19 protein-coding genes are annotated in these 16,591 nt (G+C 53.6%); 10 read left to right on the forward strand and 9 right to left on the reverse strand.

The genetic code is table 11. From position 1 onward, the window contains the following. The first annotated feature begins 101 nt into the window (after positions 1–101). Positions 102–815, forward strand: coding sequence for a galactosamine-6-phosphate isomerase (locus A7Z29_RS07930; protein WP_001194195.1), 714 nt, complete (start codon positions 102–104; stop codon positions 813–815). Between the two features lie 49 nt (positions 816–864). Here the strand turns inward: A7Z29_RS07930 and rsmI are convergent, their stop codons facing one another. Further along, on the reverse strand, positions 865–1,728 hold the full coding sequence (gene rsmI / locus A7Z29_RS07935) for a 16S rRNA (cytidine(1402)-2'-O)-methyltransferase (protein WP_000809263.1): 864 nt from the start codon (positions 1,726–1,728) through the stop codon (positions 865–867). A gap of 64 nt (positions 1,729–1,792) precedes the next feature. Here rsmI and lpoA point away from each other — a divergent pair, with 64 nt between their 5' ends. The 4 genes from lpoA to dolP are packed head-to-tail and all read left to right on the forward strand — an operon-like array spanning position 1,793 to position 5,377. Further along, positions 1,793–3,829 (forward strand): penicillin-binding protein activator LpoA, encoded by a 2,037-nt coding sequence (lpoA, locus tag A7Z29_RS07940; protein WP_105290071.1) that lies wholly within the window; start codon positions 1,793–1,795, stop codon positions 3,827–3,829. Then, positions 3,787–4,182 (forward strand): YraN family protein, encoded by a 396-nt coding sequence (locus tag A7Z29_RS07945; RefSeq protein WP_000246839.1) that lies wholly within the window; start codon positions 3,787–3,789, stop codon positions 4,180–4,182. Before lpoA ends, A7Z29_RS07945 begins: the two co-directional genes overlap by 43 nt. 19 nt (positions 4,183–4,201) lie before the next feature. Next, entirely contained in the window at positions 4,202–4,792 is a 591-nt protein-coding gene (gene diaA / locus A7Z29_RS07950) for a DnaA initiator-associating protein DiaA (protein WP_001158034.1), read from the forward strand. Between the two features lie 9 nt (positions 4,793–4,801). Then, positions 4,802–5,377 carry a division/outer membrane stress-associated lipid-binding lipoprotein gene (dolP, locus tag A7Z29_RS07955; RefSeq protein WP_000646033.1) on the forward strand — a complete coding sequence of 192 codons (576 nt, stop codon included), beginning with the start codon at positions 4,802–4,804 and terminating at the stop codon, positions 5,375–5,377. A gap of 285 nt (positions 5,378–5,662) precedes the next feature. Here the strand turns inward: dolP and A7Z29_RS07960 are convergent, their stop codons facing one another. Further along, positions 5,663–6,703, reverse strand: a complete 1,041-nt coding sequence (locus A7Z29_RS07960) for a permease (protein WP_105280844.1) — start codon at positions 6,701–6,703, stop codon at positions 5,663–5,665. Positions 6,704–6,775: 72 nt separating this feature from the next. Then, positions 6,776–7,411 carry an NAD(P)H-binding protein gene (locus A7Z29_RS07965; RefSeq protein ID WP_000084526.1) on the reverse strand — a complete coding sequence of 212 codons (636 nt, stop codon included), beginning with the start codon at positions 7,409–7,411 and terminating at the stop codon, positions 6,776–6,778. Between the two features lie 127 nt (positions 7,412–7,538). Between A7Z29_RS07965 and yhbO the strand changes: the two genes are divergently transcribed. Beyond that, entirely contained in the window at positions 7,539–8,057 is a 519-nt protein-coding gene (gene yhbO, locus A7Z29_RS07970; RefSeq protein WP_000037602.1) for a protein/nucleic acid deglycase, read from the forward strand. On the opposite strand, the gene A7Z29_RS07975 is transcribed toward yhbO, so the two are convergent. After that, positions 8,037–8,480 carry a YhbP family protein gene (locus A7Z29_RS07975; RefSeq protein ID WP_000449460.1) on the reverse strand — a complete coding sequence of 148 codons (444 nt, stop codon included), beginning with the start codon at positions 8,478–8,480 and terminating at the stop codon, positions 8,037–8,039. The two genes, yhbO and A7Z29_RS07975, sit on opposite strands and share 21 nt — an antisense overlap. A 50-nt stretch (positions 8,481–8,530) precedes the next feature. Between A7Z29_RS07975 and yhbQ the strand changes: the two genes are divergently transcribed. Next, positions 8,531–8,833, forward strand: coding sequence for a DNA damage response exodeoxyribonuclease YhbQ (yhbQ, locus tag A7Z29_RS07980; protein WP_000189371.1), 303 nt, complete (start codon positions 8,531–8,533; stop codon positions 8,831–8,833). Here yhbQ and A7Z29_RS07985 read toward each other — a convergent pair. Both A7Z29_RS07985 and ubiT read right to left on the reverse strand, forming a co-directional pair. Then, complete coding sequence (locus A7Z29_RS07985; protein ID WP_000908553.1) at positions 8,820–9,323, reverse strand: GNAT family N-acetyltransferase; 504 nt, start codon at positions 9,321–9,323, stop codon at positions 8,820–8,822. The two genes, yhbQ and A7Z29_RS07985, sit on opposite strands and share 14 nt — an antisense overlap. Further along, positions 9,317–9,841 carry a ubiquinone anaerobic biosynthesis accessory factor UbiT gene (gene ubiT / locus A7Z29_RS07990; protein WP_001517154.1) on the reverse strand — a complete coding sequence of 175 codons (525 nt, stop codon included), beginning with the start codon at positions 9,839–9,841 and terminating at the stop codon, positions 9,317–9,319. Before ubiT ends, A7Z29_RS07985 begins: the two co-directional genes overlap by 7 nt. Positions 9,842–10,049: 208 nt before the next feature. Between ubiT and ubiU the strand changes: the two genes are divergently transcribed. From ubiU to A7Z29_RS08005, 3 genes are all read left to right on the forward strand, one after another. Further along, positions 10,050–11,045 (forward strand): ubiquinone anaerobic biosynthesis protein UbiU, encoded by a 996-nt coding sequence (gene ubiU, locus A7Z29_RS07995; protein WP_000421305.1) that lies wholly within the window; start codon positions 10,050–10,052, stop codon positions 11,043–11,045. A gap of 8 nt (positions 11,046–11,053) precedes the next feature. Next, a complete protein-coding gene (locus A7Z29_RS08000) occupies positions 11,054–11,932 on the forward strand; it encodes a U32 family peptidase (RefSeq protein ID WP_105290110.1) in 879 nt (292 codons plus the stop codon). An 80-nt stretch (positions 11,933–12,012) separates the two neighbouring features. Continuing rightward, positions 12,013–13,020 (forward strand): luciferase-like monooxygenase, encoded by a 1,008-nt coding sequence (locus A7Z29_RS08005; RefSeq protein ID WP_105290072.1) that lies wholly within the window; start codon positions 12,013–12,015, stop codon positions 13,018–13,020. A 117-nt stretch (positions 13,021–13,137) separates the two neighbouring features. Here A7Z29_RS08005 and mtr read toward each other — a convergent pair whose 3' ends face one another. The 3 genes from mtr to yrbN form a co-directional block, all read right to left on the reverse strand. After that, a complete protein-coding gene (gene mtr, locus A7Z29_RS08010) occupies positions 13,138–14,382 on the reverse strand; it encodes a tryptophan permease (protein ID WP_000224346.1) in 1,245 nt (414 codons plus the stop codon). A 153-nt stretch (positions 14,383–14,535) separates the two neighbouring features. Then, the gene (gene deaD / locus A7Z29_RS08015) at positions 14,536–16,425 is read right to left on the reverse strand and encodes an ATP-dependent RNA helicase DeaD (RefSeq protein WP_001301504.1); all 1,890 of its coding nucleotides are present in this window, start codon (positions 16,423–16,425) and stop codon (positions 14,536–14,538) included. After that, the gene (gene yrbN, locus A7Z29_RS08020) at positions 16,418–16,498 is read right to left on the reverse strand and encodes a protein YrbN (RefSeq protein WP_010723222.1); all 81 of its coding nucleotides are present in this window, start codon (positions 16,496–16,498) and stop codon (positions 16,418–16,420) included. Before yrbN ends, deaD begins: the two co-directional genes overlap by 8 nt. Positions 16,499–16,591: the final 93 nt, after the last annotated feature.

Below are 16,591 nucleotides of genomic sequence, written 5' to 3' on the forward strand. Positions count from 1 at the left end.
AATGTAGGACTGATAAGCGTAGCGCATCAGGCAATTTGGCGTTTGTCATCGGTCTCCGTATCACACCTGGTGGTGCCTCTCTACACAAGGAATTTCTCCTCATGCAAACCTTACAGCAAGTTGAAAACTATACGGTGTTAAGTGAACGCGCCAGCGAATATTTATTGGACGTGATCCGTAGCAAACCAAATGCCGTGATTTGCCTGGCGACCGGAGCGACGCCATTACTGACGTATCATTATCTGGTAGAAAAAATCCACCAGCAGCACGTTGATGTCAGCCAACTGACCTTCGTGAAGCTCGACGAATGGGTGGATCTGCCATTAACCGTGCCCGGCACCTGCGAAACTTTCCTTCAGCAGCATATCGTGCAGCCGCTGGGGTTACGTGAAGACCAGCTCATCAGCTTTCGCTCCGAAGAGATAAACGAGACAGAGTGCGAGCGGGTAACGAATCTGATTGCGCGCAAAGGCGGTCTCGATTTGTGCGTTCTCGGACTAGGGAAAAACGGTCATCTTGGGCTGAACGAACCGGGAGAAAGCCTGCAACCGGCCTGCCATATCAGCCAACTTGACGCGAAAACCCAGCAACATGAGATGTTAAAAACCGCTGGTCGTCCCGTGACTCGCGGGATCACCTTAGGCTTGAAGGATATTCTCAATGCCCGCGAAGTTTTGTTACTGGTGACTGGCGAAGGAAAGCAGGATGCGACAGAACGTTTTCTCACGGCTAAAGTCTCCACCACGATCCCGGCTTCGTTTTTATGGCTGCATAACCACTTCACATGCGTAATTGATGAGATGTGTCGCCGTTAACTCACCAAGTACAGGCATCGCAGCTCTATTCCTGCTGCAATGCCTGTAATCACTCCCCTTGCTGCTCCAGCGCATACTTATACAGCGCGTTTTTCTTCACGCCGTGAATTTCTGCTGCCAGCGCCGCCGCTTTTTTCAGCGGCAGTTCTGCCTGTAGCAGCGCCAGCGTGCGTAGTGCATCGGCGGGTAAGTCTTCTTCCTGCGCTTTATGTCCTTCGACAATCAGTACCATCTCACCTTTGCGACGGTTTTCATCTTCTTTTACCCACGCCAACAACTCGCCAACGGGCGCGCCGTGAATGGTTTCCCAGGTTTTGGTCAGTTCTCGCGCCAGCACCACGTAGCGGGACTCCCCCAGCACCGCGACGATATCTTCCAGGCTATCTAACAGACGGTGGGTCGATTCATAAAAAATCAGCGTGCGCGGTTCCGCTTCAATCGCTTTTAGCGCATCACGGCGACCTTTCGATTTGGCGGGCAGAAAGCCTTCATAACAAAAGCGATCGGATGGTAAACCAGCGGCGCTTAATGCAGTGATAGCAGCACACGGTCCCGGTAGCGGCACCACGCGAATCCCCGCTTCACGGCAGGTACGCACCAGATGGTAGCCAGGGTCGTTAATCAGCGGCGTTCCGGCATCAGAAACCAGCGCAATGTTTTGTCCCTCTTGCAGCTTCGCCAGCAGCGTTTCGGCTTTCTGTTGTTCGTTATGGTCGTGCAGGGCGAACAGTCGGGCGTTTATCCCAAAATGTTGCAGCAGCAAACCGGTATGACGCGTATCCTCGGCGGCAATCAGATCAACGGCCTGTAATACCTCCAGCGCACGCTGGGTGATATCCGCCAGATTGCCGATTGGCGTCGGTACAATGTAGAGCTGACCTTGAGAATTATCCGCCGATTGGTGTTGTTTCATTGTGTCGTCCGTATTGCCGATTTAATATTGAGAATTGCGTAAAAAAAATATCACTGGATACATTATGGTACCCTCAACATTTTCTCGTTTGAAAGCCGCGCGTTGTCTGCCTGTTGTTCTGGCAGCCCTGATTTTCGCCGGTTGTGGCACCCATACACCCGATCAGTCCACTGCCTATATGCAGGGCACGGCGCAGGCCGATTCTGCTTTTTATCTTCAGCAGATGCAGCAAAGCTCTGATGATACCAGGATCAACTGGCAATTACTCGCCATTCGTGCACTGGTGAAAGAAGGTAAAACCGGGCAGGCGGTTGAACTGTTTAACCAGCTGCCGCAAGAACTGAACGATATCCAGCGTCGCGAAAAATCTCTGCTGGCGGTAGAGATTAAGCTGACACAAAAAGATTTTGCTGGCGCGCAGACCTTGCTGGCTAAAATTACTCCGGCAGATTTAGAGCAGAACCAGCAGGCGCGTTACTGGCAGGCAAAAATCGATGCCAGTCAGGGACGTCCTTCCATTGATTTATTGCGCGCATTAATTGCTCAGGAACCGTTACTCGGTGCGCAAGAAAAACAGCAGAATATCGATGCCACCTGGCAGGCGCTCTCCGCCATGACCCAGCAGCAGGCGAATACGCTGGTGATCAACGCCGACGAAAACATCCTACAAGGCTGGCTGGATCTGCAACGCATCTGGTTTGATAACCGCAATGACCCCGACATGATGAAAGCCGGGATCGCCGACTGGCAGAAACGTTACCCGAACAATCCGGGCGCGAAAATGCTGCCAACGCAGTTGGTAAATGTAAAAGCGTTTAAACCTGCGTCAACCAACAAAATCGCCCTGCTGTTGCCGTTGAATGGTCAGGCCGCAGTGTTTGGCCGCACTATTCAGCAAGGCTTTGAAGCGGCGAAAAATATCGGCACTCAGCCAGTAGCGGCTCAGGTAGCAGCCGCGCCTGCCGCTGACGTAGCAGAACACCCCCAGCCGCAAACCGTAGACGGCGTTGCCAGCCCGGCACAAGCGTCTGTTAGCGATCTGACAGGTGAAGAAACCGCCGCACAGCCGGTGCCTGTAAGCGCCCCTCCGGCAAGCACCGCAGCGGTAAGCTCTCCGGCGAATCCATCCGCAGAACTGAAAATCTACGATACCTCATCACAACCACTTAGCCAGATCCTCAACCAGGTTCAGCAGGATGGCGCGAGTATTGTAGTCGGTCCACTGCTAAAAAATAACGTTGAGGAGTTGCTCAAGAGCAACACCCCGCTGAACGTGCTGGCACTCAATCAGCCGGAAAATATCGAAAACCGCGCCAATATCTGTTACTTCGCGCTATCGCCAGAAGATGAAGCGCGCGATGCAGCGCGTCATATTCGTGACCAGGGTAAACAAGCACCGCTGGTACTGATCCCACGCAGTTCATTGGGCGATCGCGTAGCCAATGCGTTTGCGCAAGAGTGGCAGAAACTCGGCGGCGGCACCGTTTTGCAACAAAAATTTGGTTCCACCAGCGAATTACACGCGGGTGTTAACGGCCGTTCAGGTATCGCTTTAACAGGTAGCCCGATTACACCCAGAGCGACAACCGACTCCGGCATGACGACCAACAATCCAACCCTGCAAACCACGCCGACCGGAGACCAGTTCATCGATAATGGCGGTCGTGTCGATGCGGTGTACATTGTGGCAACGCCAGCCGAAATCGCCTTCATCAAACCGATGATCGCCATGCGTAACGGCAGTCACAGCGGTGCAACGTTGTACGCCAGCTCCCGCAGCGCAGGAGGCTCTGCTGGCCCGGATTTCCGACTGGAGATGGAAGGCTTGCAGTACAGCGAAATCCCGATGCTGGCAGGCGGTAATCTGCCGTTAATGCAGCAGGCGCTCAGTGCGGTAAATAATGATTATTCGTTGGCGCGCATGTATGCGATGGGCGTCGATGCCTGGTCACTGGCGAATCATTTCTCGCAAATGCGCCAGGTTCAGGGTTTTGAAATCAACGGTAATACCGGAAGTCTGACGGCTAACCCGGATTGCGTGATTAACAGGAAGTTATCATGGCTACAGTACCAACAAGGTCAGGTAGTCCCCGCCAGTTAACCACTAAACAGACCGGCGATGCGTGGGAAGCACAAGCGCGTCGCTGGCTGGAAGGCAAAGGACTGCGCTTCGTCGCCGCTAACGTGAACGAGCGTGGCGGCGAGATTGATCTGATAATGCATGAAGGCCAGACCACCGTTTTTGTCGAGGTGCGTTACCGCCGTTCTGCACTTTATGGCGGCGCGGCAGCCAGTGTGACCCGCAGCAAACAACACAAATTATTACAGACTGCCCGCTTGTGGCTCGCGCGTCATAATGGGAGTTTTGATACTGTGGATTGCCGGTTCGATGTGGTAGCCTTCACCGGGAATGAGGTTGAGTGGATTAAGGACGCCTTTAATGACCACTCATAATTAAGGTTTAAGGATTAGCGTGCAAGAAAGAATCAAAGCTTGCTTCACTGAAAGCATTCAAACTCAAATTGCAGCGGCAGAGGCGCTTCCGGATGCCATCTCCCGTGCAGCCATGACGCTGGTTCAGTCTCTGCTCAATGGCAACAAAATCCTCTGTTGTGGTAATGGAACTTCCGCTGCCAATGCACAGCATTTTGCTGCCAGCATGATCAACCGTTTCGAAACGGAACGACCCAGCCTACCTGCCATTGCACTAAATACTGATAATGTTGTCTTAACGGCGATTGCCAACGATCGCTTACATGATGAAGTGTATGCAAAACAGGTGCGGGCACTGGGACATGCAGGAGATGTGTTATTAGCCATTTCTACCCGTGGCAACAGCCGCGATATCGTAAAAGCAGTTGAAGCCGCCGTGACACGTGATATGACCATTGTGGCATTGACCGGCTATGACGGCGGCGAACTTGCCGGTTTGTTAGGGCCACAGGACGTGGAGATCCGCATTCCTTCGCATCGTAGTGCTCGCATTCAGGAAATGCATATGCTGACGGTAAATTGCCTGTGCGATCTGATCGATAACACGCTTTTCCCTCACCAGGATGATTAAGGAGAATACATGAAGGCATTATCGCCAATCGCAGTCCTTATTTCCGCGCTGCTGTTGCAAGGTTGTGTTGCCGCTGCCGTAGTAGGTACTGCCGCTGTGGGTACTAAAGCGGCGACCGACCCCCGCAGTGTCGGCACCCAGGTGGACGATGGTACTCTGGAAGTGCGCGTGAACAGCGCATTGTCAAAAGACGAACAGATTAAGAAAGAAGCACGCATTAATGTAACGGCCTATCAGGGCAAAGTGCTGCTGGTTGGGCAGTCTCCAAATGCTGAACTTTCGGCTCGCGCCAAACAGATTGCTATGGGCGTAGACGGTGCCAACGAAGTGTATAACGAGATTCGTCAGGGGCAGCCGATTGGTCTGGGCGAAGCGTCTAACGATACGTGGATCACCACCAAAGTGCGTTCGCAACTGTTAACCAGCGACCTGGTGAAATCGTCTAACGTGAAAGTGACCACCGAAAACGGCGAAGTGTTCCTGATGGGGCTGGTGACTGAACGTGAAGCGAAAGCGGCGGCAGATATTGCCAGCCGGGTAAGCGGCGTGAAGCGGGTGACCACGGCGTTTACGTTTATTAAATAACAACGCATTGTAATGCCTGATGCGACGCTTGCCGCGTCTTATCAGGCCTACAACGACGCAAACCGTAGGTCGGATAAGGCGTTTACGCCGCATCCGACTGCCGTTGCCTGATGCGACGCTTGCCGCGTCTTATCAGGCCTACAACGACACAAACCGTAGGTCGGATAAAGCGTTTACGCCGCATCCGACTGCCGTTGCCTGATGCGACGCTTGCCGCGTCTTATCAGGCCTACAACGACGCAAACCGTAGGTCGGATAAGGCGTTTACGCCGCATCCGACATGTTTCAGGCCAACAGCGCCAGCCCGCCGACAATCACACCAGACACCGCCACCATCGCCCCGGTCAGCCATAAGGCTTTCGCCGGAAACGCTTTACGCAGCATAATCAGTGACGGCAAACTCACGGCCGGGAGCGTCATCAACAATGCCAGCGCCGGAGCGGTTCCCATACCTGCCAGCATCATCGTTTGCACAATCGGAATTTCTGCCGCCGTGGGAATGACAAACAAGCATCCTGCTACCGCCATCGCCACTACCCACATCAGGCTGTTATCAACAGCGCCATCGGCATGGGGGAATAACCAGACGCGAGCGGCACCCAACGCCAGTACTGCAAGGATATAAACCGGGATCGTACTCCAGAACAGCGTCCACAGCGCCCTGCCCCAGCGGCTAAAAAATCCGCCCTGCGCTTCCGGCATGTCAATTTCGACCGGTGCCTGCGTTTGCGGTGTCTCCTGCACCCATTTTTGCACCAGCGTCGCAATCAGCAGCACCATCACCAGCCCCGCCACCAGACGAATCGCCGCAAAGCCCCAGCCGAGAACAAACCCCATAAACACCAGCGTCGCCGGGTTTAACAACGGATTCCCCATCCAGAATGCCAGCGCACCGCCCATCGACACCTGCTGGCGACGCATCCCCGCCGCGACCGGTGCCGCACAGCAGGTACACATCATACCTGGTAGCGAAAACAGCGTTCCCAGCAGCGTCCCGCGAAAGCGCGATTGCCCAAGCGTACGCAGCAACCAGTCACGTGGAATCAGCACCTGAATCAACGACCCAAGCATCACCCCCAGCACCGCCGCTTTCCATACCGCAAGGAAATAGATCATCGCGTAATCCCACGCTGCCTGCCACGGATTGGCATCCGCCTGCGCGAGTATTGATTTACCGATACTGTGGGTTTCGGCGGCGGTAAACGCTTTGCCGTAGTAGGGTTGCCATTTCACATACCAAAGTCCGGCAATGACAACGAGAAAGAAAAGCGCGGGTTTCCACCACTGAATGGGCGTTGCCGCCTGAGATGAAGACTGACCAGTCATAGCATTCCCCAGGAATAAGTTATGATAATTGAGCGCGTGAATATTACGCTCACTATCAATCCTTGGGAATAATTATTCAGCTCTTTTGCGTAGTTCTGAAGAGCTTAAAATAGTCACCCCTTCATGTTCAGGCCGCATGGCTTCTGCCAGCATGACCCGCGCCACATCCCGTGCATCAATGGATTTCCAGTTGCCAGGCAGCAAACGAAACAGCGGCGCAAAAAGCGTTTCGTTCATCCGCTGTTTGCTACGATCGCCCAGCAACATCGACGGACGCGCAATGGTCAGTTTCGGCCAGTTCTGGGCAATTAGCGCTTCTTCCATCTCCCCTTTGACGCGGTTATAGAAAAAGGGCGAATGCGCGTTTGCGCCCATGGCACTAACCACCAGCATATGCTGTGCACCCAGCCGCCGTCCGGTTAACGCGGTGTCCACGACCAGCGTGTAATCGGCATGAATAAACGCTTCTTTGCTACCCGCCTCCCGCCGCGTGGTGCCAAGACAACAAAACACAATATCTATCGGATCGGTGACCTGCGCCAGCGCGTCGGTCAGTTGTGGATCATGGGGATTAAACACGCCTGGCATATCGCCCAACGGGCGTCTCGTCGGCGCAGCAATGGCGTTTACTTTCGGTTCGTTAATCAACATCCGCAGCAGGTGACCGCCCACCAGCCCCGTTGCGCCTGTAATCAGTACCTGACTCATCTTCGCTCCTTTACAGAATTGTCCGCCTTGCACTCCCCGGTACATGCACCAGGCTTAATAGTCTACGTGGTAATTATCCCCGATTGTGGGAAATTCACCTCATTCAATGCAACAACGCGGAGGAAGCATGAGTAAAAAGATTGCAGTTTTAATCACTGATGAATTTGAGGATTCAGAATTTACTTCACCCGCAGATGCATTTCGTAAAGCCGGACACGAAGTTGTCACCATTGAAAAGCAAGCGGGTAAAACGGTGAAAGGAAAAAAAGGGGAAGCCAGCGTGACTATCGATAAATCCATCGATGAAGTGACGCCAGCAGAGTTTGATGCCCTGCTGCTTCCTGGTGGTCATTCACCGGATTATCTGCGTGGTGATAATCGTTTTGTCACCTTCACGCGAGATTTTGTGAATAGCGGTAAACCGGTCTTCGCTATCTGCCACGGCCCGCAACTGCTGATCAGCGCCGATGTGATTCGGGGGCGCAAACTGACCGCCGTTAAACCGATCATTATTGATGTTAAAAACGCGGGCGCGGAATTTTACGATCAGGAAGTGGTGGTTGATAAAGATCAGCTGGTTACCAGCCGCACACCGGACGATCTGCCAGCGTTTAACCGCGAGGCGTTACGCCTGCTCGGTGCCTGAGTCACGTAACCAAATTATTTTTTTACCAAAGCCCAGCGTGTTGTCGGTGAATTTGATTTCATCGAGCCGGATTTCCCAAACCGGTGCCGACAGCATTCTGGCAACCGGAAAGCGGCGATTGTACGCCTGACGCGCAAGGTCGCTTTCCTCACCTTCCAGTTTGCGGATCTCACCTTTAAATTGCACGCCACGAATTAACGCTACTGTTTTCGGCTGACCGTTTACCGTTCCGGCAACAGCCGCCTGCGATCCGCTCATCTGCGCGTGACGCGTTTTTTCTTCCGTCAAAATGTAGAAGGCGACTTTCTGTGCATCAAAAAGATAAAAGGCATTGGCGCACCACAGTTCCCCTTCCTGCTGCACACACCAGGTGACAACATGTTGTTTTGCCAGCCAACGGCTGATGGCGGTGAGTGTTTCCATTGCTGTTCTCTTTTATACTGTTGGCCTGACCTTAACATGTGACACAAACGATGACACCCTGGTATCTCTATTTGATTCGTACCGCCGATAATAAGCTTTATACCGGGATTACCACGGATGTCGAACGTCGCTATCAGCAACACCAGAGCGGTAAAGGGGCGAAAGCACTGCGTGGGAAAGGTGAACTGACGCTGGCGTTTTCCGCACCAGTTGGCGACCGTTCGCTGGCGCTACGGGCGGAATATCGCGTTAAGCAACTAACCAAACGGCAGAAAGAGCGTCTGGTAGCGGAAGGCGCAGGGTTTGCAGAGCTGTTAAGCAGTCTGCAAACCCCGGAGATTAAAAGCGATTGAAATGATCGTGGTATTCAACCAGACCAGTTACGCCATTCAGCGCGTCATCCGCTAAACGATGTACCTGGAAGGCGCTTTCAGTGCCCGGCCAGCGGCAACGCAGATCGTGATGTGCAGCCAGCTCAAAGCCGAAACGACTGTACAGCGCCGGATCGCCCAGCGTCACCACTGCGGCATAGCCGAACTCATTAAGCGAATCGAGTCCTTCATAAACCAGTTGGCGTGCCAGCCCCTGCCCACGGTATTTTTCATCAACCGCCAACGGTGCCATGCCGACCCATTGCAGATCTTCTCCCTGCACATCAACCGGACTAAATGCCACATAGCCAATGACCTGACCTTCGTCATCTGTCGCCACCAGCCCCAGCGTCAGAAAGCCATCTTCACGCAGATCGTGAACCAGCTTCGCTTCCGCATCGCTTTCGAATGAACGACGCAGCAGGGCATCAATACCCGGCGCATCAATGGGAATTTCTACTCGAATTAGCATGGTTCACCTACCGATGTCTGTTTGGTTTCAGGCGTGGTTTTCATTCCCGCCTCAACAAAATCCGCCAGTTGCAGCAGCATCATGCGTAAGGCTTTCGGCATTTGCTCCAGTTCAATGGCGTCCATCAGGTTTTTCACATACAGCCCCAGCTCCGTATCGCCTTCAATCACCAGTCGACGCTGGAAGAAGAGCGTATCCGGATCCTGTTTACGCGCCGCAATCATCAGCAGATCGCTGGCGTCGGCACTAAAACTCACATCAGCTTGCGCGTTCTGGCTGACCACCAGTTTGCCATTCACCACCGAGGTAAACCATTGCAGGTCAATATCACGCACATGAATACTTAACCAGCGGCCTTCAAGAAACTCCAGCTCGCCATCATCCAGCGCCTGACGGAATTGCCAGCTTAAGACCTGCTCAAGAACCTGGCGTTTTAGCGCAAATGGCGTCAGTTTTACCGGTACACTCAACAGAGATGGCCCCAAATGCACAATACGGGAACGCAGTTTATCCAACACGAGTTTTACTCCCTGTTTCAACAATCGTCCTATTTTGCCATATCAGGAAAATAACATAGCGGTATAAATCAACAATTCCATATGAAATTGCTGCTACCACCAATACAACTTTAACTGCCTTAAATCAAAAATTGTCGCAGCAAGGTTAACTAAAATCCCAGTTCGTTAACATTTTTGCGCTTTGATAGCGCAACCTTCAGGAAAAATTATGGAGCTGCTCTGCCCTGCCGGAAATCTCCCGGCGCTTAAGGCGGCCATCGAAAACGGCGCAGATGCTGTTTATATCGGGCTAAAAGATGATACCAATGCCCGCCACTTCGCCGGCCTTAACTTTACCGAGAAAAAATTGCAGGAAGCGGTGAGTTTTGTCCATCAACATCGCCGCAAACTTCACATCGCAATTAACACCTTTGCGCACCCGGACGGCTATGCCCGCTGGCAGCGCGCCGTGGACATGGCGGCGCAGCTGGGTGCCGACGCGCTGATCCTCGCCGACCTCGCCATGCTGGAGTACGCCGCCGAGCGTTATCCACATATTGAGCGTCACGTATCGGTGCAGGCTTCGGCGACCAATGAAGAGGCGATTAACTTTTATCATCGCCATTTTGACGTTGCACGCGTGGTGCTGCCGCGCGTGTTGTCGATTCATCAGGTGAAACAACTGGCGCGGGTCACGCCTGTACCACTGGAAGTGTTCGCTTTCGGCAGCCTGTGCATTATGTCGGAAGGCCGTTGCTATCTGTCGTCGTATCTGACAGGTGAATCGCCCAACACCGTCGGTGCGTGTTCTCCGGCTCGCTTCGTGCGCTGGCAACAAACGCCGCAGGGGCTGGAATCCCGTCTTAACGAAGTGCTGATCGACCGTTATCAGGACGGCGAAAACGCGGGTTATCCAACGCTGTGTAAAGGGCGTTATCTGGTGGACGGCGAACGCTATCACGCGCTGGAAGAACCAACCAGCCTCAATACCCTGGAACTACTGCCAGAGTTAATGGCGGCAAATATTGCTTCGGTGAAAATTGAAGGCCGCCAGCGTAGCCCGGCGTATGTCAGCCAGGTGGCGAAAGTCTGGCGTCAGGCTATCGACCGTTGTAAAGCCGATCCACAAAACTTCGTACCGCAAAGCGCGTGGATGGAGACGCTCGGGTCGATGTCCGAAGGCACGCAAACCACCCTTGGCGCGTATCACCGTAAATGGCAGTGAGAAAAGCAATGAAATATTCCTTAGGGCCAGTGCTGTGGTACTGGCCAAAAGAGACGCTGGAAGAATTTTATCAGCAGGCCGCCACCAGCAGCGCCGATGTGATTTATCTCGGTGAAGCCGTGTGCAGCAAGCGTCGGGCAACCAAAGTTGGCGACTGGCTGGAGATGGCAAAATCGCTCGCCGGGAGTGGCAAACAGATTGTGCTCTCCACGCTGGCGCTGGTGCAGGCATCCTCCGAACTGGGCGAACTGAAACGCTATGTTGAGAATGGTGAGTTCCTGATTGAAGCCAGCGATCTCGGCGTGGTGAATATGTGCGCTGAACGTAAACTGCCGTTCGTCGCCGGGCACGCGCTAAACTGCTACAACGCGGTGACGCTGAAAATATTGCTCAAACAGGGCATGATGCGCTGGTGTATGCCAGTGGAGCTTTCCCGCGACTGGCTGGTGAATCTGCTCAATCAGTGCGATGAGCTGGGCATTCGCAACCAGTTTGAAGTGGAAGTCCTGAGCTACGGTCATCTGCCTCTGGCGTACTCTGCCCGCTGCTTTACCGCGCGTTCGGAAGACCGCCCGAAAGATGAGTGCGAAACCTGCTGCATTAAGTATCCGAACGGGCGCAACGTGCTGTCGCAAGAGAATCAGCAAGTGTTTGTGCTCAACGGCATTCAGACCATGAGCGGCTATGTTTACAACCTCGGTAACGAGCTGGCATCCATGCAGGGGCTGGTTGATGTGGTTCGTCTGTCGCCGCAGGGTGCTGACACTTTCGCTATGCTCGACGCCTTCCGCGCCAATGAAAATGGCGCTGTTCCACTGCCGTTGACGGCAAACAGCGATTGTAACGGCTACTGGCGGCGGCTGGCCGGGCTGGAGCTGCAAGCGTAAGTAAATAGCTCACTTTGTTAACAACTTTAACTACTCTTTAATGCAGTATTAAAGATTAATCGGTAACAAAGTGAGCTGTTATGACTGATAAAACCATTCCGTTTTCGCTACTCGATCTGGCCCCTATTCCCGAAGGTTCTTCAGCGCGAGAAGCGTTCTCCCACTCTCTCGACCTCGCCCGTCTGGCTGAAAAGCGCGGCTATCATCGCTACTGGCTGGCTGAACACCACAATATGACCGGTATTGCCAGTGCTGCAACATCAGTATTGATTGGCTATCTGGCGGCGAATACCACTACGCTGCATCTGGGGTCCAGCGGCGTGATGTTACCAAACCACTCACCGTTGGTGATCGCCGAACAGTTCGGCACGCTCAATACGCTCTATCCGGGGCGAATCGATTTGGGGCTGGGCCGTGCTCCGGGTAGTGACCAGCGAACCATGATGGCTCTACGTCGTCATATGAGCGGCGATATTGATAATTTCCCCCGCGATGTCGCGGAGCTGGTGGACTGGTTTGACGCCCGCGATCCCAATCCGCATGTGCGCCCGGTACCGGGCTATGGTGAGAAAATCCCCGTGTGGTTGTTAGGCTCCAGCCTTTACAGCGCGCAACTTGCGGCGCAGCTTGGTCTGCCGTTTGCGTTTGCCTCACACTTCGCGCCGGATATGTTGTTCCAGGCGCTGCATCTTTATCGCAGCAACTTCAAACCGTCGGCACGGCTGGAAAAACCGTATGCGATGGTGTGCATCAATATTATCGCCGCCGACAGCAACCGCGACGCTGAATTTCTCTTTACCTCAATGCAGCAAGCCTTTGTGAAGCTGCGCCGTGGCGAAACCGGGCAACTACCGCCGCCGATTCAAAATATGGATCAGTTCTGGTCACCGTCCGAGCAGTATGGCGTGCAGCAGGCGCTGAGTATGTCGCTGGTGGGTGATAAAGCGAAAGTGCGTCATGGCTTGCAGTCGATCCTGCGCGAAACCGACGCCGATGAGATTATGGTTAACGGGCAGATTTTCGATCACCAGGCACGCCTGCATTCGTTTGAACTGGCGATGGATGTTAAGGAAGAGTTGTTGGGATAGTGTGTCTTAACGCGGGAAGCCTTATCCGAGATGGCAACGCTGTCCTACGTAGGCCTGATAAGCGAAGCGCATCAGGCATTGTGTAGGCAGCAGAAATGTCGGATAAGGCACCGCTGATTACTGATACACCGGCAGCAAATTAAAGCTCGATAAGATATGGACCAGTGCGTTGCCAACGCCAAATACCAGAATCAGCATAATCATCGGCTTGCCGCCCCAGACGCGGAATTTCGGGCTACCAAAGCGTTTACGCGATGCGCGGGCCAACAGCGCCGGAACAATTGCCGCCCAGATGGTAGCCGCTAAGCCAGCATAACCAATGGCGTACAGGAATCCGTTAGGAAACAGCAGGCCACCCACAACAGGCGGGGCAAAGGTCAGCAACGCTGTTTTCAAACGGCCCATAGCCGAGTCGTCGAAACCAAACAGATCTGCCAGATAGTCAAACAAACCCAGCGTTACGCCAAGGAACGAACTCGCTACCGCAAAGTTTGAGAACACGACCAGCAGAAGATCCAGGCTACGGCTGTTCAGCACGCCACTTAATGCCTGTACCAGCACATCTATATTGCCGCCCTTCTCTGCGATGCCGATAAACTCCGGACGTGGGATGTTACCCATCGTCGCCAGCAACCAGATGGTATACAGCGCCAGCGCCATCAGCGTACCGTACACCAGGCATTTGACGATGGTTTTCGGATCTTTACCGTAATATTTCATCAGGCTCGGCACGTTACCGTGATAACCAAACGACGCCAGGCAGAACGGCAGGGTCATCAACAGATACGGTGCATAAGACGCATTGCTTTCGGCGACGTTGAACAATGTCGCAGGCTGTACATGCCCCAGCAGGCTGCCGAAAGTGAGGAAAAACGTAATGACTTTCGCCCCCAGCACAATCGCCGTCATGCGGCTGACAGCTTTAGTGCTCAACCACACCACGAACGCCACCAACAGTGCAAAACCAAATCCCGCCGCCCGTGCAGGCACATTTAGCGACATCTCTGCGAAGGTGTGATGCAGAATCGAACCACTGGCAGAAATATAAGCGTAAGTCAGGATATAGAGCACAAAGGCAATGGAAATGCCGTTGACCACGTTCCAGCCTTTGCCCAGCAAATCTTTGGTGATGGTGTCAAAGCTCGAACCGATTCGATAATTGAGGTTAGCTTCCAGAATCATCAAACCGGAATGCAGCATACAAAACCAGGTGAAGATTAGCGCCGCCATTGACCAGAAGAACCACGCACCGGACATGACCACAGGCAGAGAAAACATTCCTGCGCCAATAATGGTGCCGCCGATAATCACCACGCCGCCAAGCAGCGACGGTGACGTTTGGGTGGTGGTTAGTGTTGCCATAAGGGCTTCTCTCCAGTGAAAAATAGTGCGACTGCGTTGTTATGTGCTGCACTGTACCAGTACGCGAGTACAAAAGACAGAAAAAAAGCCCCGATTGTTAAAATCGGGGCTGTATATATTATTTTACAGATTGTTTTCGCTGTTCAGCGATGATTACGCATCACCACCGAAACGACGACGACCGGTAGAGTCATCACGACGCGGTGCGCGGCCTTCACGACGTTCGCCGCTAAAACGACGACCATCACCACGACCACCTTCACGGCGTTCACCGCTGAAGTTACGACCGCCTTCACGACGTTCTCCACTGAAACCACGACCACCGCCACGACGCTCTCCGCCAGTATGCGGCTGTGCATCGCCCAGCAACTGCATGTTCATCGGTTTGTTGAGAATGCGAGTACGCGTAAAGTGTTGCAGTACTTCACCCGGCATACCTTTCGGCAGTTCGATGGTGGAGTGAGAAGCAAACAGCTTGATGTTACCGATGTAACGGCTGCTGATGTCGCCTTCGTTAGCAATTGCGCCAACGATATGACGAACTTCAACACCATCATCACGACCCACTTCAATGCGGTACAGCTGCATGTCGCCAACATCACGACGTTCACGACGCGGACGATCTTCACGGTCGCCACGCGGGCCACGGTCGTTACGATCGCGCGGACCACGGTCGTCACGGTCACGGAATTCACGTTTCGGACGCATCGGCGCATCTGGCGGAACAATCAGAGTACGTTCACCCTGTGCCATTTTCAGCAGTGCGGCTGCCAGAGTTTCGAGATCCAGTTCTTCACCTTCTGCAGTCGGCTGAATTTTGCTCAGCAGTGCACGGTATTGATCCAGATCGCTGCTTTCCAGCTGCTGCTGTACTTTAGCGGCAAATTTTTCCAGACGACGTTTGCCCAGCAGTTCTGCGTTCGGCAGTTCTACTTCTGGAATGGTCAGCTTCATAGTACGTTCAATGTTGCGCAGCAGGCGACGCTCGCGGTTCTCAACGAACAGCAGCGCGCGGCCAGCACGACCCGCACGACCAGTACGACCGATACGGTGAACGTAAGACTCAGAATCCATCGGGATATCGTAGTTAACCACCAGGCTGATACGCTCAACGTCCAGGCCACGAGCCGCAACGTCGGTCGCAATCAGGATATCCAGACGACCATCTTTCAGGCGTTCCAGAGTCTGCTCACGCAGCGCCTGGTTCATGTCACCGTTCAGCGCGGCGCTGTTGTAGCCGTTACGCTCAAGGGCTTCAGCCACTTCCAGAGTCGCATTTTTGGTACGAACGAAGATAATCGCCGCATCAAAATCTTCCGCTTCCAGGAAACGTACCAGTGCTTCGTTTTTACGCATACCCCAGACAGTCCAGTAGCTCTGGCTGATGTCAGGACGGGTAGTCACGCTGGACTGAATACGCACTTCCTGCGGCTCTTTCATAAAGCGGCGGGTAATGCGACGAATCGCTTCCGGCATAGTGGCGGAGAACAGAGCGGTCTGATGACCTTCCGGGATCTGCGCCATAATGGTTTCAACGTCTTCAATGAAGCCCATGCGCAGCATTTCGTCAGCTTCATCCAGAACCAGACCGCTCAGTTTAGAGAGATCCAGAGTGCCGCGTTTCAGGTGGTCCAGCAGACGGCCCGGAGTACCGACAACGATCTGCGGCCCCTGACGCAGGGCGCGTAATTGCACGTCATAACGCTGGCCGCCGTAAAGGGCAACCACGTTTACGCCGCGCATGTGTTTAGAGAAATCCGTCATTGCTTCAGCAACCTGTACCGCCAGTTCGCGGGTCGGTGCCAGCACCAGAATCTGTGGTGCTTTCAGCTCAGGATCAAGATTCTGCAACAGAGGTAAAGAGAATGCTGCAGTTTTTCCGCTCCCCGTCTGGGCCATACCCAGAACGTCGCGGCCATTCAGCAGATGTGGAATACACTCTGCCTGAATTGGAGATGGTTTTTCGTAACCCAGATCGTTAAGGGCTTCAAGGATAGGAGCCTTCAGGCCCAGATCTGCAAAAGTGGTTTCGAATTCAGCCATGTAGTACGTGTGCCTCAAAATTAATGGCGGCCAGTCTACATAACTCATCATGAAATTGATCAGCAATTTTCATTGAAAAGTGTGAACCGGCTCAAAGTAGGTGTATTAACGAACAACAACGCCCTCACCCGTTAAGGTGATGGCAATCAAATAAGATTACGGGCTG

It is taken from the genome of Escherichia sp. MOD1-EC6842 (assembly GCF_002965705.1).
Classification (GTDB): domain Bacteria; phylum Pseudomonadota; class Gammaproteobacteria; order Enterobacterales; family Enterobacteriaceae; genus Escherichia; species Escherichia ruysiae.

Coding starts and splice junctions, on each gene's coding strand:
- ubiU (WP_000421305.1), top strand. CDS start 10,050: ATGGAGCTGCTCTGCCCTGCCGGAAATCTCCCGGCGCTTAAGGCGGCC.
- dolP (WP_000646033.1), top strand. CDS start 4,802: ATGAAGGCATTATCGCCAATCGCAGTCCTTATTTCCGCGCTGCTGTTG.
- deaD (WP_001301504.1), bottom strand. CDS start 16,425: ATGGCTGAATTCGAAACCACTTTTGCAGATCTGGGCCTGAAGGCTCCT.
- yhbQ (WP_000189371.1), top strand. CDS start 8,531: ATGACACCCTGGTATCTCTATTTGATTCGTACCGCCGATAATAAGCTT.
- yrbN (WP_010723222.1), bottom strand. CDS start 16,498: ATGAAAATTGCTGATCAATTTCATGATGAGTTATGTAGACTGGCCGCC.
- mtr (WP_000224346.1), bottom strand. CDS start 14,382: ATGGCAACACTAACCACCACCCAAACGTCACCGTCGCTGCTTGGCGGC.
- rsmI (WP_000809263.1), bottom strand. CDS start 1,728: ATGAAACAACACCAATCGGCGGATAATTCTCAAGGTCAGCTCTACATT.
- lpoA (WP_105290071.1), top strand. CDS start 1,793: ATGGTACCCTCAACATTTTCTCGTTTGAAAGCCGCGCGTTGTCTGCCT.
- A7Z29_RS08000 (WP_105290110.1), top strand. CDS start 11,054: ATGAAATATTCCTTAGGGCCAGTGCTGTGGTACTGGCCAAAAGAGACG.
- A7Z29_RS07985 (WP_000908553.1), bottom strand. CDS start 9,323: ATGCTAATTCGAGTAGAAATTCCCATTGATGCGCCGGGTATTGATGCC.
- A7Z29_RS08005 (WP_105290072.1), top strand. CDS start 12,013: ATGACTGATAAAACCATTCCGTTTTCGCTACTCGATCTGGCCCCTATT.
- A7Z29_RS07965 (WP_000084526.1), bottom strand. CDS start 7,411: ATGAGTCAGGTACTGATTACAGGCGCAACGGGGCTGGTGGGCGGTCAC.
- A7Z29_RS07960 (WP_105280844.1), bottom strand. CDS start 6,703: ATGACTGGTCAGTCTTCATCTCAGGCGGCAACGCCCATTCAGTGGTGG.
- A7Z29_RS07975 (WP_000449460.1), bottom strand. CDS start 8,480: ATGGAAACACTCACCGCCATCAGCCGTTGGCTGGCAAAACAACATGTT.
- yhbO (WP_000037602.1), top strand. CDS start 7,539: ATGAGTAAAAAGATTGCAGTTTTAATCACTGATGAATTTGAGGATTCA.
- A7Z29_RS07945 (WP_000246839.1), top strand. CDS start 3,787: ATGGCTACAGTACCAACAAGGTCAGGTAGTCCCCGCCAGTTAACCACT.
- A7Z29_RS07930 (WP_001194195.1), top strand. CDS start 102: ATGCAAACCTTACAGCAAGTTGAAAACTATACGGTGTTAAGTGAACGC.